Source organism: Kocuria sp. BT304, from assembly GCF_003290245.1.
GTDB lineage: Bacteria > Actinomycetota > Actinomycetes > Actinomycetales > Micrococcaceae > Kocuria > Kocuria rhizophila_A.
In genome coordinates this window covers 2663053-2676643 of sequence record NZ_CP030039.1, presented here as the reverse complement: position 1 = coordinate 2676643, position 13591 = coordinate 2663053, and the positions used below count along the sequence as shown (strand labels likewise).

General features: G+C 71.6%; 13 protein-coding genes. 11 read left to right on the top strand and 2 right to left on the bottom strand.

All coding sequences use genetic code 11. The features are described from left to right. The first annotated feature begins 42 nt into the window (after window positions 1-42). The 4 genes from DNL27_RS11710 to DNL27_RS11695 all read left to right on the top strand — a co-directional run bounded on the left by DNL27_RS11710 (window position 43) and on the right by DNL27_RS11695 (window position 5463). Window positions 43-1245: a sensor histidine kinase gene (locus tag DNL27_RS11710; RefSeq protein WP_112235654.1), complete on the top strand. Its 1203-nt coding sequence runs from the start codon at window positions 43-45 to the stop codon at window positions 1243-1245. Next, window positions 1245-2144 (top strand): response regulator transcription factor, encoded by a 900-nt coding sequence (locus tag DNL27_RS11705; RefSeq protein WP_112235653.1) that lies wholly within the window; start codon window positions 1245-1247, stop codon window positions 2142-2144. Before DNL27_RS11710 ends, DNL27_RS11705 begins: the two co-directional genes overlap by 1 nt. Window positions 2145-2545: 401 nt before the next feature. Further along, a complete protein-coding gene (locus DNL27_RS11700; RefSeq protein WP_012399245.1) occupies window positions 2546-3241 on the top strand; it encodes an ABC transporter ATP-binding protein in 696 nt (231 codons plus the stop codon). Then, entirely contained in the window at window positions 3241-5463 is a 2223-nt protein-coding gene (locus DNL27_RS11695) for an FtsX-like permease family protein (RefSeq protein ID WP_112235652.1), read from the top strand. The genes DNL27_RS11700 and DNL27_RS11695 overlap by 1 nt, the downstream gene beginning before the upstream one ends. A gap of 263 nt (window positions 5464-5726) precedes the next feature. Here DNL27_RS11695 and DNL27_RS11690 read toward each other — a convergent pair whose 3' ends face one another. Then, window positions 5727-6281, bottom strand: a complete 555-nt coding sequence (locus DNL27_RS11690) for a TetR/AcrR family transcriptional regulator (RefSeq protein WP_112235651.1) — start codon at window positions 6279-6281, stop codon at window positions 5727-5729. 172 nt (window positions 6282-6453) lie between these two features. On the opposite strand from DNL27_RS11690, the gene DNL27_RS11685 reads away from it, so the two are divergent. From DNL27_RS11685 to DNL27_RS12660, 5 genes are all read left to right on the top strand, one after another. Beyond that, window positions 6454-7971, top strand: a complete 1518-nt coding sequence (locus DNL27_RS11685; protein ID WP_041297431.1) for an MFS transporter — start codon at window positions 6454-6456, stop codon at window positions 7969-7971. A 326-nt stretch (window positions 7972-8297) separates the two neighbouring features. Continuing rightward, window positions 8298-8600 carry an urease subunit gamma gene (locus DNL27_RS11680; protein WP_112235650.1) on the top strand — a complete coding sequence of 101 codons (303 nt, stop codon included), beginning with the start codon at window positions 8298-8300 and terminating at the stop codon, window positions 8598-8600. A gap of 245 nt (window positions 8601-8845) precedes the next feature. Next, the gene (locus DNL27_RS11670) at window positions 8846-9013 is read left to right on the top strand and encodes a hypothetical protein (RefSeq protein ID WP_112235649.1); all 168 of its coding nucleotides are present in this window, start codon (window positions 8846-8848) and stop codon (window positions 9011-9013) included. 221 nt (window positions 9014-9234) lie between these two features. Then, a complete protein-coding gene (locus DNL27_RS12665; protein ID WP_370447102.1) occupies window positions 9235-9837 on the top strand; it encodes an aminotransferase class I/II-fold pyridoxal phosphate-dependent enzyme in 603 nt (200 codons plus the stop codon). Continuing rightward, window positions 9765-10307, top strand: coding sequence for an aminotransferase class I/II-fold pyridoxal phosphate-dependent enzyme (locus tag DNL27_RS12660; protein ID WP_370447115.1), 543 nt, complete (start codon window positions 9765-9767; stop codon window positions 10305-10307). Before DNL27_RS12665 ends, DNL27_RS12660 begins: the two co-directional genes overlap by 73 nt. Here DNL27_RS12660 and DNL27_RS11660 read toward each other — a convergent pair. Then, complete coding sequence (locus tag DNL27_RS11660) at window positions 10265-10900, bottom strand: hypothetical protein (RefSeq protein WP_112235648.1); 636 nt, start codon at window positions 10898-10900, stop codon at window positions 10265-10267. The genes DNL27_RS12660 and DNL27_RS11660 overlap by 43 nt on opposite strands. Before the next feature lie 245 nt (window positions 10901-11145). On the opposite strand from DNL27_RS11660, the gene DNL27_RS11655 reads away from it, so the two are divergent. Beyond that, window positions 11146-12516 carry an NAD-dependent succinate-semialdehyde dehydrogenase gene (locus DNL27_RS11655; protein ID WP_112235647.1) on the top strand — a complete coding sequence of 457 codons (1371 nt, stop codon included), beginning with the start codon at window positions 11146-11148 and terminating at the stop codon, window positions 12514-12516. A 208-nt stretch (window positions 12517-12724) separates the two neighbouring features. Then, window positions 12725-12895, top strand: a complete 171-nt coding sequence (locus DNL27_RS12195; protein ID WP_162627135.1) for a hypothetical protein — start codon at window positions 12725-12727, stop codon at window positions 12893-12895. Window positions 12896-13591 lie beyond the last annotated feature (696 nt).

Sequence of the window (13591 nt, the reverse complement as noted above, 5' to 3'; positions counted from 1 at the left end):
ATGACGTGCCCGGCCGCCCCCGGCGGATAGGCTTCCCCCGTCATGGCTGCACACATCAGACTCGCCCGCTGGGTGGAGGACCACCCCCACCAGAGCAACGCCGTGCTCATGGTCCTGGGCGGAGTGGTCACGGCATTCTTCTCCGCGTTGTCACTGGGAGACACGCGGACGTGGTGGTTCACGCTCGCGTGCTGGATCCCGCTGTTCTTCCGTCGGGTCAACCCCGTGGCCACGGCGTACTGCGTGGGCGCCCTGAGCCTGCTGGGCCTGCTGGTGCTCAACGTGGCACCCATCGGGCTGTGCCTGTGGGCCGTGCCGTGCGTGGTCTACACCGCGGCGAAGCTCTCGCCCACCCCCGCCGGGCGGCGCGTGTACGCGGCGGCGCTGCTGGGCAGCGTGGTGCTGGGGGTGCGCAGCAACCACTGGTTCCTGTTCATGTTCGACGGCTACTCCACGCTGGAGTGGGCGCTCGCGGGCACCATGTTCACGGTGGTCACCGCGGCGATCGTCACGGTCGCGTTCCTGGCGGGGGATCTGGCGCGCGGGCGGCGTCGTCGTCGGGAGCAGCTCGAGGACCGCGCGCGGCGCCTGGAGGTGGAGCGCGAGCAGGAGGTGCGCCTGGCCGCCCAGGACGAGCGGGCGCGGATCGCGCGGGAGATGCACGACGTGGTGGCGCACTCGCTGTCCGTGGTGATCGCGCAGGCGGACGGGGCGCGCTACGCGGCGTCGTCGACCCCCGAGGTGGCCGTGGAGACCCTGGGGACCATCGCGGAGACCGCGCGCGGCTCCCTCGCGGAGATGCGCAAGCTGCTGGGCGTGCTGCGCACCGAGGACGGGACGGGCACCGCACCCGTGCCGCAGCTCGAGCAGATCCAGCACCTCGTGGCGTCCGTGCGCGCGGCCGGGCTGCCCGTGGAGTACCTGGTCAGCGGGGACGCGCACCTGTCCCCGGGCGCGCAGCTGACCCTGTACCGCGTGGTCCAGGAGGCCCTGACCAACGCCCTCAAGCACGCGTGGCAGGCCACGAGCGTGCGGATCGTGCTGGAGCACCGGGACACCGGCTCCGCGGTGGAGATCACCAACGACGGCGCCGGGGCCGTCACGCGCGCGCCCGGCGGGGGCTTCGGGCTGCAGGGGCTGCGCGAACGCGTGGGCCTCTACGGGGGCACCCTGAGCGCGGGCCCGCACCCCGAGCGCGCGGACGTGTTCGTGGTCCGCGCTACCCTGCCGGGGGAGGAGACATGATGGCAGAGACTTTGGGCGCCGCACCCGTGCGCGTGCTCATCGTGGACGACCAGCCGCTCGTGCGCGGCGGCTTCCGCATGCTCGTGGACTCGCAGCCGGACCTCACCGTGGTGGGGGACCTGGACGACGGCGTGGCCGCCGTGGAGGCCGTGCGCACCGCGGCGCCGGAGCAGTGCCCGGACGTGATCCTCATGGACGTGCGCATGCCCCGGATGGACGGCATCGCCGCGACCCGGGAGATCCTGCGGCGGCGCCCGGAGGTCAGGATCATCGTGCTCACCACGTTCGACCTGGACGAGTATGCCCTGGAGGGCATCCAGGCCGGCGCCAGCGGGTTCCTGCTCAAGGACGCCCGCCCCGAGGAGCTGCTGGACGCGATCCGCACCGTGGCTCGCGGGGACGCCGTGATCGCACCGTCCACCACGCGGCGGCTGCTCTCCCACCTGGTGTCCGGGGGCTTGCAGCCCGCGGACCGACCGGCTCCGGGCGGGGCGTCCCAAGCCTCCCGCGCGGGGTCCGGGGGCACGACGCCGCCGGAGGAGCCCCGGTGGCTCGGCGCGGCTCCCGCACCGGGTGCCGACCCCGGCGCTCCCCTCGGTGGTGCCCCCTTCGGTGGCGCGCCCGGCACCCCGCAGGCTCGTGCGGGCGGCAGCGCCGGAGGGGCCCCGGCGCGGGACCCGTGGCAGGACCCGCGGCTCGGCACGCTCACGGCCCGCGAGCGCGAGGTCTTCGAGCTGATCGGCGAGGGGTGCTCCAACGGGGAGATCATGCAGCGGCTGTTCCTCTCCGAGCCCACGGTCAAGACGCACGTGTCCCACATCCTGTCCAAGCTGGACGCCCGGGACCGGGTGCAGGCCGTGGTGATCGCGTACGAGACCGGTGTGGTGCTGCCCGGCTGAGCCCCGGTCCCCGGCCCGCCCTCATCCCCCGGTATGAGCGGACGGCCCCGGGCGAGACCCGTGCCACCGTGCGGCGGGCGCGCGGCGGGCCAAAGCTCGTACCCCCGTCCGATGTGCGCCGCCCCGGGGGCTCGGAGAATGGAAGCATGACTTCTCCGGACCCCACCCACACCCCACACGACTCCGCTCCCTGGGCCGCCTCCGGCGGCACGGCCACCAACGGCACCGCACCCAACGGCGCGGCATCCCACCGTGCCGTTCCGCAGGGCACCGCCGCTCAGGACACCGCGGACCGCGGCACCGACGGCTCCCGTCCCGCGGCCGCCCCGGCACCGACCGCCCCCGACCGCGGGAACGACGCCGCCGCTCCGGCCCCCGCACACCCCGGCACCTCCCGGCGCATGGCCGTGAGCGCGGCCCACGTCTCCCGCACGTACGGTGCCGGCGGCACGGCCGTCCAGGCGCTGCGCGACGTGAGCCTGGAGATCCCCGAGGGCACGTTCGTGGCGGTCATGGGCCCCTCCGGTTCCGGCAAGTCCACGCTGGTGCACTGCCTGGCCGGTCTGGACACCCCGGACCGCAACCCCGAGACCCGCATCGCGGTGGGCGGCCAGAACATCGCCGGGCTCTCCGACGACCAGCTGACCCGCTTCCGCCGCGACCACGTGGGCTTCGTGTTCCAGGCGTTCAACCTGGTCCCCACCCTCACCGCCCGCCAGAACATCGAGCTGCCGCTCTCGCTCGCAGGCAAGAAGGTGGACGCCGCCCGCCTGGACGCCCTGGCCACCACGCTGCAGATCACCAAGCGCCTGGACCACCGTCCGGACGAGATGTCCGGGGGGCAGCAGCAGCGCGTCGCGATCGCGCGCGCCCTGCTCTCCCAGCCGGACGTCGTGATCGCGGACGAGCCCACGGGCGCGCTCGACTCGGCCACGTCCCAGGAGGTGCTCGCCCTGCTGCGCCGCTGCGTGGACGAACTGGGCCAGACCGTCGTCGTGGTCACCCACGACGCCACCGTGGCCGAGGCCGCGGACCGCGTGGTGCGCGTGCGCGACGGCCAGATCGTGGCCGACGACGCCCGGGGAGGTGTGCGCTGATGCTGAAGGTCGTCTACTCCCGCCTGACCCGGCAGTGGAGCCGCTACGCCCTCGTGGTGCTGTGCGTGGCCGTGTGCGCCGCGTTCATGACCGCGGCCCTGGGGCTTGCGAGTACGCTGTCCGCGAGCCTGGCCACCAGCCTGGCCGCGCCCTACAAGAATGCCGACGCCGTCGTGACCAGTGCGGACGACACCCAGCCCATGGCGCCCGTGACCGCCCAGCAGGTGCACCGGATCGAGGGGCTGGACGGCGTGGAGAGCGCCTGGGCCCCCGGCACCAAGTTCGTGGGGACGCAGGCCTCCGGGCAGTCCACGATGCGGCTGGGTGACCTGCCCTCCGACACCTCCCTGATGCCCACGGAGCTCACCCAGGGCTCGTTCCCGGACTCCGCGCAGCAGGTGACCGTGTCCGAGAAGACCGCGGGTGAGCAGCACGTGGGGGTGGGAGACACCGTGACGCTGCGGGACACCTCCAGCGAGAACGGTGCCACCGCACAGTTCACGGTGAGCGGGATGACGGCGCCGGAGGACTCCGGCTCCGGGCTGCCCGAGTGGTACGCGACCACCCAGGGCCTGCAGCGGATGCCCGGCGATGACATGTCCGGGCAGGGCATGAGCTCCGGAATCCTGCTGCGCACGGACGGCACGCTGACCCAGGACCAGCGCCAGCAGCTGGCCGGTGAGATCAACCGCATCCTGGGTACGGGCGCGGGTGGTGCACCTGCCGTCACGGTGCAGACCCCCGAGGAGATCTCGGAGGCCTTGCTGAAGCAGATGTCCCAGGGCACGGACATGCTCGCCGTCGTGCTGGGAGCGTTCGCGGGACTGTCCATGCTGGTGGCCCTGCTGGTGGTCACCAACACGCTGTCCGTGCTCACCGCCCAGCGGGCCCGGGAGCTCGCCCTGCTGCGCTGCGTGGGCGCCACCGGTTCCCAGCTGCTCCGCGCGGTGCTGCTCGAGGGTCTGGTGCTGGGCGCGGTGTCCTCCGCGCTGGGCGTGGCCGCGGTCGCGGGTCTCGTGGCCCTGGCCCGCACGCTGTTCTCCACCGGCTCGCTGACCCTCACGCTCGCACCGCGGGACGTCCTCGTGGGTCTGGTGGGCGGCATCCTGCTCACCGTCCTGGCCTCGCTGGGCCCGGCACGTCGGGCCCGCGGTGCCTCCGCTCTGGATGGGCTGCGGGGTTCGCGTGCCGCGGACGGGCTGCCCGTGGTGCGCACCGTGCTCGGTGTCCTGATCCTGCTGGTGGGCGCGGGAACCCTGGTGTACGCCGCCACCGAGCACAGTGCCGGTCTGGGCATCGCGGGCGGGCTCGCGTCCTTCCTGGGCGTGATCCTGACCTCCCGCGCCTACATCCCCGCCCTGGTGCGGGGTGCCGGCAGGCTGCTGCCCGGCGGGGTCCCCTCCCGGCTGGCGGCGGCGAACGCGGCCCGCTACCCCACCCGCACGAGCACCACGGCCACGGCCCTGCTGATCGGCGTGCTGCTCGTGGCCACCGTGCTCACGGGCCAGCAGGTGGCCCGCGTGAACCTGCTCGACGAGCTGGACCAGCAGAGCCCCGTGGACATCTCCGTGCCCGCGGAGGCCGGGCAGCCGAACCCCGAGCAGATCGCCGAGCTGGAGAAGATCCCCTGCGTGCTGGGCGTCCAGACGGACGGGGACCTGCCCGCCGGTTCCACCGCGGCGATCGACGCCGCCCAGTACCTGGACACGGCCCGCGCCTCGGACCTGCAGCACCGGGTGGCCGACATCCTCCACGTGGACGTCAGCCAGCTCGGCGGTGCCCTGCTGGAGAAGGCCAGCTACGTGAGCATCCTGGACATCATGCTCTCCGTGGTCCTGGGTCTGCTCGCCGCCGCCGTCGTGGTTTCGGTGCTGGGCATCGCGTCCACCACGTCCCTGTCCGTACTGGAGCGCTCACGCGAGAACTCCCTGCTCCGGGCGCTCGGGCTGTCCAAGCGCCAGCTGGGCGCGCTGATCCGCCGGGAGACCCTGGTGATCGCGCTGGTGGCCACGTTCGTGGGCCTCGCGGTGGGCTGGGCCTTCGGGATGCTCGGGATGATGGCCGTGCTGCCGGCGAGCGTCGCCCTGCACCCGGTGGTGCCGTGGCAGGGGTTCCTCATGATCCTCGCCGGAGCCGTGGTGGTGGCTGTCCTCGCCTCGGCCCTGCCAGTGCGGCGGGCCACGAAGCTCAGCCCGGTGGAGGGCATGGCCCGGGCGGAGTGACACCGGGGTGAGCCCACGAACCAGGGGCGTGGTCGCGTACGGGCGGCCACGTCCCTTTCCCTGTGCCGGGGCTGCGCGCATCGGGCCTGCGGCGTCGGGCAGGCTCTCGGTTGCCGCGGCGTCGCGAGGGTGCGGTAGTCGGTAGTCGGCAGTCGGCGCGAGGGCGGCCGGTGCGAGAACGCCCGGTGCGAGGGCGGATACCTGCCTGCCGGGTCAGCCGCGGCCGACGTGCAAAGGCGGCCCAGCGGCGTCGTGCGCCGCGCTCAGTCCGCGGGGTGCGAGCCCGTGAGCCGGTCCAGCGCCTCCAGGAGGCGGTCGAGGATCTCGTGGCGCTCCCGCGAGTCCTCGGGCAGCAGGCCCATGGCCGCCTGCTGGTAGAGCCCGTCCCCCATGGACAGCACGGCCGTGGCAATCACCGGGTCCCGCACGTCCGCGAGGATCACGCCGTACCAGTCGCCCGTGACGCGCTCGCAGGTCTCCCGCGCGCCGGGTTCGCGCGCCTGCACCAGGCGGAAGGCCACTCCCAGGCTGCGGTCCAGGGGGCTGTCCTCGTAGAGGGAGGTGGTCAAGAACTCGCGAGCCGCACCCGCCGGGGACGCCGTGAGCCGGTCGAGGTCTTCGCGGGCGAGCTCCGCGCAGCGGGCCATGGCGGCGTCCACGAGGGCCTGGCGGTGGGGGAAGTGGTAGAGCAGCCCGCCCTTGGAGACTCCGGCCTGGGCGGCCACGGCGTCCAGGGTGGCGGCGCGCTCGCCCTCCGTGAGCACCAGGTGCTCGAAGGCGGCCAGCAGCTTGTCTCGGGCTTCCGGTTTGCGGGGCATGGACGTGCGGGACCTCACGTGGTGACGGGAATCATTGCGGACTTGACGAGGTTAACTGTACCGTCTGGACGGTAAAGACTGGTGAGGTGCTCCTCGAGCGGAGCGCGGTACAAGGGCGTACGTCTCCCGTCCCCCGCAATCCGAGTCCGAGGAGGTTCCCGAGGTGTCCGTGATGGTCGAAGAACAGCGCAAGGCAGGGCCCCGCCAGTGGGCCGCCCTGGCCGTTCTGATGCTCCCCGTGCTGCTGGTGTCCGTGAACAACACGGCCCTGAGCTTCGCGCTGCCCGCGATCTCCCAGGGGCTGCGCCCCACCGCATCCCAGCTGCTGTGGATCGTGGACGTCTACCCCCTGATCCTCGCGGCGCTGCTGATCCCCATGGGCAGCCTGGGGGACCGGATGGGCCGCCGGAAGATGCTGATGATCGGCTCCTCGGGCTTCGGCCTGGTGTCCCTGTTCGCCGCGTTCGCCCCCTCCGCCGAGTGGCTGCTGGCCGCGCGCGTGGGGATCGCCGTGTTCGGCTCCATGCTGCTGCCCACCACGCTGTCCCTGCTGCGCACCGTGTTCCGGGACGACCGCCAGCGCAGCCTGGCCATCGCCATCTGGACCGCCGGGTTCAGCGCCGGTGCCGCCCTCGGGCCCATTGCCGGCGGGTTCCTGCTCAACCACTTCTGGTGGGGCTCCGTGTTCCTGCTGGCCGTGCCGGTGCTGCTCGCGTTCCTGGTGGCCGCGCCCCTGATCCTGCCCGAGTCCAGGGACCCCCACCCCGGGCCCGTGGATCCGCTGTCCATCGTGCTGGCCGTGCTGACCATGGCCCCGGTGGTCTACGGCATCAAGTCCCTCGCCACCGGCGGCTCTGTGCTGCACGGCGTGCTGTTCATCGCCGTGGGCGCGCTGTGCGGGCTGCTCTTCGCCCGCCAGCAGGTGGCCAAGGACTACCCGATGCTGGACCTGCGCTTCTTCCGCAGCCCGCGCTTCTCCGGCGGCCTGTCCGTGAACATGGTCTCCAACGTGGCGCTGTTCGGCTTCCTGTTCTTCTTCACCCAGTACCTGCAGCTGGTCAACGGCATGGACCCCATGACCTCTGGGCTGCTCATGGTCCCCGGCCTGGTGCTCTCCATCCTGGCGGGCCTGGGCGCCGAGCGGATCGCACGCCTGGTGGGCATCCGCACCGCCGTGGTGCTGGGCCTGCTGCTCGTGGCTGCCGGGTTCTTCATCGTGGCGTTCACGGACCAGATGAGCTCGTCGGCGCCCGTCCTGGTGGCGTTCACCGTGATGAGTGCGGGCACCGGCCTGGCCACCACCCTGTCCACGGACCTCGTGGTCTCCTCCGTGCCCGAGGCCAAGGCCGGCGCCGCCTCGGCCGTGTCCGAGACCGGCTACGAGGTGGGCGCCGTGCTCGGCACCGCCGTGCTGGGCGGGCTGACCACCGCGTTCTACCAGGCGCACCTGGACCTGCCCGCGGCCGTCACCCCGGACAGCGCCCAGGCCGCGCGCGAGACCCTCGGTGGTGCCCTGGACGTCGCCGCGGAGTCCCCCCTGGGCTCCTCGATCGCCGACGCCGCCGTGGCCGCCTTCTCCTCCGGGATGCAGTGGACCTCGCTGATCGGCGGGGTGCTGGTCGCCGCGGTCGCGCTGGTCCTGTTCCGCGTGCTGCGCGCTGACCGTCGGGTGCGCCGCGTGCAGGGCTGACGCCCCCTGCCCACGACGACGCCGCACCGCTCCGCGCCCCGTCTCACGTCTGAGGTGCACTTCTGCCAGGATCCCGTGCCGCGGGAGCGTCAGAAGTGCACCTCAGGCGTCCGCAGCCCGCGGGGTCCCGGCCGCATCCGTGGATATTGAGCCCGCTCCCGTCCTCCGGACACCCGGGAGCGGGCTCAGATGTTTTACACGGCTGTCACACGGCGGGGGAGTGTGCGGGTGTGGAGGTACGGTGACGATCACCGCGTACCGGGCGGTAGCCGTACCCGCCCGCTCCGTGGCGCACCGCCGAACCCGCCCAGTGGAGGGAAACCAGCATGCACCTCCAGCCCAAGGACCAGGAGAAGCTCCTGGTGGTCGCCGCCGCGGACCTCGCGCGCAGGCGCCAGGTGCGTGGGCTGAAGCTGAACCACCCCGAGGCCATCGCGATCATCACGTACGAGCTCCTCGAGGGGGCCCGGGACGGGCGCACCGTGGCGGAGCTGATGAGCTGGGGCAGCACCATCTTCAGCCGCGAGGACGTCATGGAGGGCATCCCCGAGATGATCCCGGACGTCCAGGTGGAGGCCACGTTCCCGGACGGCACCAAGCTCGTGACCGTCCACGATCCCATCCGCTGACCCGCACCCCAGCACCGTCGCGGCGCACCCCACCCGCGCCGGGCAGCACGAGGACACCCCTGCTCGTGAGGTGGACGGGCTTCGTCGGCAAGGCGACCACGGTGACCACCAGGTCCACGGGCAGGGCCAGAACCACGCCCCACGCGATGACCTGCCATCCGGGCATGCGAGAGGACAGCCGCCCACCCTCGGCGTAGCCCGCCGCTGTCTCCCCGTTCCTCGGGTTCGTGGTCTGGTACCGCGGCATGGGACTAATGGGCGTCACCCGTGCCAGCCAGCTCCAGCTCACCCAGCCGCCGCTGACGCTGGTGTGGGCCGTCCTGCTCCTGGGGGAAACCTTCACAGCGGTGGTGCCGGTGACCGCGGTGGCGGTCCTCGCCTGCGTGGCACTCACCCAGCGCACCCGAGCCTGAGCCGCCCCGTCTGATCTCACCCTTTCCCACCCGTCACCATCACCCAGGAGATCCCGTCCCATGAGGAACTTCACGCAGTCCAGCAAGCTCGCCGCCGTCCGCTATACGTCCGTGGTCTCATCCTCAAGGAGGCTCAGCGGCTGGAGGAGGCCGGTCACGAGATCATCAAGCTCAACATCGGCAACACCGCCCCGTTCGGGCTCCACGCCCCCGGGGAACTGGTGGCGGAGATGGCCCGTTCCCTGCCGGAGGCCGAGGGCTACTCGGACAGCCGCGGCATCCTCCCCGCCCGGGAGGCGGTGGCCGGCTACTACGCGGACCGGGGCTTTCCCTCGTGCGACCCCGGGGATGTGCTGATCGGCAACGGGGTCTCCGAGCTGATCTCCCTGACGCTGCAGGCCTTTGTAGACGCCGGTGACGAGGTGCTCGTGCCCATGCCGGACTACCCGCTGTGGACCGGCGCCACTCGGTTGGCCGGGGGTGCCGCCGTGCACTATCGGTGCGACGAGAGCACGTGGTGGGAGCCTGACCTCGCGGACGTGGCCGCCAAGATCACGTCGGCCACCCGGGCGCTGGTGATCATCAACCCCAACAATCCCGCGGGCAGTGTGTACTCGCAGGAGATCGTGCGCGGGCTCGTGGGCCTGGCCCGCACGCACGACCTCATGGTGCTCACGGACGAGATCGACGAGCAGCTCACGTTCACGGGGCACAGCACCACCACGCGGCCGTCCACGCGGGGGAGGGCGTCCTGTGCCTCACGTTCTCGGGGCTGTCCAAGGCCTACCGAAGCTGTGGGTTCCGTGCCGGCTGGGTCATGGTGACCGGTCCTCGCGAGCGTGCGGGAGACTTCCTCGAAGGCCTGGAGCTGCTCTCCAACATGCTCATGTGCGCCAATGTCCCCGGTCAACACGCGGTGTGCGCCGCGCTCGCGGAGGACAGCGGTCTCGCGGAACTGGCAGCTCCGGGCGGTCGCCTGTACGAGCAGGCGCGCACTGCCACGGCGGCGCTGCAGGAGATTCCCGGCATCTCGTGTGTCCAGCCCCGCAGCGCGCTGTACTGCTTCCCCCGGATGGATCCGGGTCTCTACCCGGTGAGCGACGACGAGGCGCTCGCCCTGGACATCCTGCGCAGCCAGCACGTCCTCGTCACCCACGGCAGGGGCTTCAATTGGGATGCGCCGGACCACTTCCGACTGACATTTCTTCCCGAGGCGCCGTTGTTGCGAGAGGCTATGGACCGCTTGGGGACCTACTTCGACGGGACGGTCTCCGGGAGACGCCCGTTACCGTGACGCGTGGAATCAGCGTTGCCAGTTCGGTGGGCGGCCTGCCGTTCAGCCTCTCCATCCTGGCTCGCGGCGTCATTGAGTGTCAGGTACGCCCACGCGGAGGGCACCCGGGCCGCGGTGAGCAGCGCCACGACCAGCAGGCCACCCAGCGCCCCGAACCAGGACAGGTCCGGTCTGACGAGTGCGGCGCAGCCCAGACCTGCGAGGAAGCACCAGAGGAGCCCTGCGGACCAGAGTCTGTTGTAGGAGGCGCGGGTGGCCATTAGTCGCACGTCCGGAAGTTCTGGAACCGTCCGGTGGCGGCGAGCGGATGCGAGGGCCTTCTGCCAGGGCAGGGCGTCCCCGCCGGGAGGCTCGTGAGGCAGACGCCTGCGGTCCAGCATCATGATGCCGAACATGAGAACGAGCACCAGCACGATGATGGCGGTGGACCAGAGGGAATCCCGCCCGTCGTGCGGAGCGAGCAGAGCGAGAGTCGGTGTGCCGATGATGCCCAGCGCGCACGCCGGCAGCGCTCGCAGCACGGCCCCGCGCGGACCGGGGACCATCGTGGCCGCGCACGGTGGGACCGGCGGGTCCTGGGGGATGAACGTCATGGGCTCACTGTAGGGCCCGCCCGGACGGGCAGCTGCGTGCGCGCCCGAACGACAGCGCTCGGTGTCGTCCGCCTGGAACGTGACGGTGCGGCGTCGTCCTCCGCCACGGTGCCCGCAGGCGAGTGGCGTGCCCGGCGGGAAGTCAGCATGCTGTCCTCGGGAATCTTCCCCCGCGGGCCTTCGTTAACCCCAGTGAGGACATGCTCGATCGTCCGAGAAGAGAATCCGAGACAGAAGGAGACCTCATGGCCTACCGCACAGAGAATCCAGCCACCGGAGTCGTCGAGCAGGAGTTCACCTCCGCCACGGACGCGGACGTCGCCAGCGCCGTCGAGCGCGCGGATGCCGCCTTCACGTCCTGGCGGAAGACCCCCGTGGAGCAGCGCGCCGCCGCGCTGACCGCCGTGGCGGACGCGTTCCAGGAGCGCGGGGACGAGCTCGCCCGCGTGATCAGCACCGAGATGGGCAAGCCGTTCAAGCAGGCGCAGGGCGAGGTGGCCCTGTCCTCCGCGATCTACCGCTGGTACGCGGAGCACGGCCCGGCCCTCCTGGAGGAGGAGACCCTGGACGTGGGGGACAGCGCCAAGTCCGTGGTCGTCACCGAGCCCGTGGGTGTCCTGGTGGGCGTCATGCCCTGGAACTTCCCGCAGTACCAGGTGGCCCGTTTCGCGGCACCCAACCTGATGCTGGGCAACACCGTGCTGCTCAAGCACGCCTCCATCTGCGCCCGCACGGGTGAGCTGATCGAGGAGATCCTGCACGCCGCGGGCATCCCCGAGGACGCCTACATCAACCTCTTCGCAAGCACCGACCAGATCACGGACATCATCGCGGACCCCCGCGTGCGCGGTGTGTCCCTGACCGGCAGCGAGGGCGCGGGCAAGGCCGTGGCCACCACCGCCGCCCAGAACCTCAAGAAGAGCGTCCTGGAGCTCGGCGGCTCCGATCCGCTGATCGTGCTGGACGACGTGGACGTGGCCAAGACCGCCAAGACGGTGGCCGTGACCCGCATGCGCAACGCGGGCCAGGCCTGCAACTCGCCCAAGCGGATCCTGGTGCCCTCGTCCATGCTCGACGAGTTCGTGGCCAAGGTCGTGGAGACCGTCGAGGGCATGACGGTGGGCGACCCCCTGGCCGAGGACACCAAGATCGGCCCGCTGTCCTCCGTGCAGGGTCGTGACGACGCCGTGTCCCAGGTGGAGCGCGCCGTGGAGCAGGGCGCCACCCTGCACACCGGCGGCAAGGCCCTGGACAAGGATGGCGCCTGGATGGCTCCGGCTGTGCTGACCGGCGTCACCCGGGAGATGGACGCCTACAAGGAGGAGATCTTCGGCCCCGTGGCCGTGATCTACTCCTACGACTCGGTGGACGAGGCCGTGGAGATCGCCAACGACTCCGACTTCGGCCTGTCCGGTTCCGTGTGGGGCCAGGACACGGCGAAGGCAGAAGAGGTGGCCCGCCGACTGGAGGTGGGCATGACCTACGTCAACGAGCACGGCACCACCATGCCGGGCCTGCCCTTCGGCGGCGTTCGCCGCTCCGGCTACGGCCGTGAGCTGGGCCGCTGGGGCTTCGACGAGTTCTCCAACACCAAGCTGGTGCGCGTGGCGGGCTGACCCCGCATGCTCCACCACACGGGTGCCCGGGGTTGCGTGTTCGCACGCGGCTCCGGGCACCTGCCCTGTCGGATGACGCCACACGCGCCACCGACCGCACGACACCCGCAGTCCCGAGGCCTCACTGCGCGAGAGAAGCAGTCACCGTGACGGACTGAAGAACCTCACCGAGCAGGAACAGGCCAATCTGGAGCTGGCCAAGGAGTACATGCGCATCGCCTACACCCCGGGTGGGGCTGGCGGGGACACCGTGACGCACCTGTACGCACCGCACAACCGCTTCGTGGGCCCCACCACGTTCCCGGGTACCGAGGCCCTGGAGCAGTACGCGGACACCCACGGCGAGCCCATGACCAAGCTGGACGACCTGTACTTCTGAGCTTCGCCGTGGAGTTCGTCGAGGACGACCGTGCGGTCCCGCGTCGTCGTCCCCGTGGCAAGAGGAACAGTGCGCAGATCACCACAGCCATCCCGATGAGCACGATCCCGTGCAGGGACTGGCCGCGCACGATCCGGTCCAGCACGGCCGTCACTGCCGGGACCAGGAACTGCACGCTGGTCACGGTGACCACGTCCACCCGCCGTACGAGCCAGTAGAGCAGCCCGGTGGCCACCACACCGATCACGGCGCCCATCCACAGCACTGGCAGCCCGGTGCCGAGAACCGCCACCCACTCGCGCCGTGTGCGGAGCAGGACGGAGTACAGCAGCCAGCACAGCACCCACGCGATTCCGGCCGTGACGAGCGCCCGGAGCAGCCGGAACGGCTCCGCGTCCAGGTGCCCCAGCCACAGGGCCGCGGCCACCGCACCGCTGGAGCACAGCAACGGCGCGTGTCACCTCACGCAACTCACCGCGCCCGACGCCGCGGTGGTGAACGCCCAGGGCGGGACCACCACGGCACCGTGGCTCGAGGACATGGGCCCCAGGGAGATCCTCACCGTGAACGGCGTGAACGGAGTGGACGAGTGGATCGTGGCGATCGCCGCGGGCCCGCGCCGGTCCACCTGGTGTGGCGCGCAGGGGAGGGCTCACTGGCGGTCACGGAGTTCGTGCGGCTGGTGCTGGAGCGCGC

Bases quoted from the DNA above. Each gene is read 5' to 3' on its own strand.
- DNL27_RS11690 (WP_112235651.1), bottom strand. From the start codon at position 6,281: ATGCCCCGCAAACCGGAAGCCCGAGACAAGCTGCTGGCCGCCTTCGAG.
- DNL27_RS12195 (WP_162627135.1), top strand. From the start codon at position 12,725: ATGCGCATCGCCTACACCCCGGGTGGGGCTGGCGGGGACACCGTGACG.
- DNL27_RS11655 (WP_112235647.1), top strand. From the start codon at position 11,146: ATGGCCTACCGCACAGAGAATCCAGCCACCGGAGTCGTCGAGCAGGAG.
- DNL27_RS11710 (WP_112235654.1), top strand. From the start codon at position 43: ATGGCTGCACACATCAGACTCGCCCGCTGGGTGGAGGACCACCCCCAC.
- DNL27_RS11695 (WP_112235652.1), top strand. From the start codon at position 3,241: ATGCTGAAGGTCGTCTACTCCCGCCTGACCCGGCAGTGGAGCCGCTAC.
- DNL27_RS11705 (WP_112235653.1), top strand. From the start codon at position 1,245: ATGGCAGAGACTTTGGGCGCCGCACCCGTGCGCGTGCTCATCGTGGAC.
- DNL27_RS11700 (WP_012399245.1), top strand. From the start codon at position 2,546: ATGGCCGTGAGCGCGGCCCACGTCTCCCGCACGTACGGTGCCGGCGGC.
- DNL27_RS11685 (WP_041297431.1), top strand. From the start codon at position 6,454: ATGGTCGAAGAACAGCGCAAGGCAGGGCCCCGCCAGTGGGCCGCCCTG.
- DNL27_RS11670 (WP_112235649.1), top strand. From the start codon at position 8,846: ATGGGACTAATGGGCGTCACCCGTGCCAGCCAGCTCCAGCTCACCCAG.
- DNL27_RS11680 (WP_112235650.1), top strand. From the start codon at position 8,298: ATGCACCTCCAGCCCAAGGACCAGGAGAAGCTCCTGGTGGTCGCCGCC.
- DNL27_RS11660 (WP_112235648.1), bottom strand. From the start codon at position 10,900: ATGACGTTCATCCCCCAGGACCCGCCGGTCCCACCGTGCGCGGCCACG.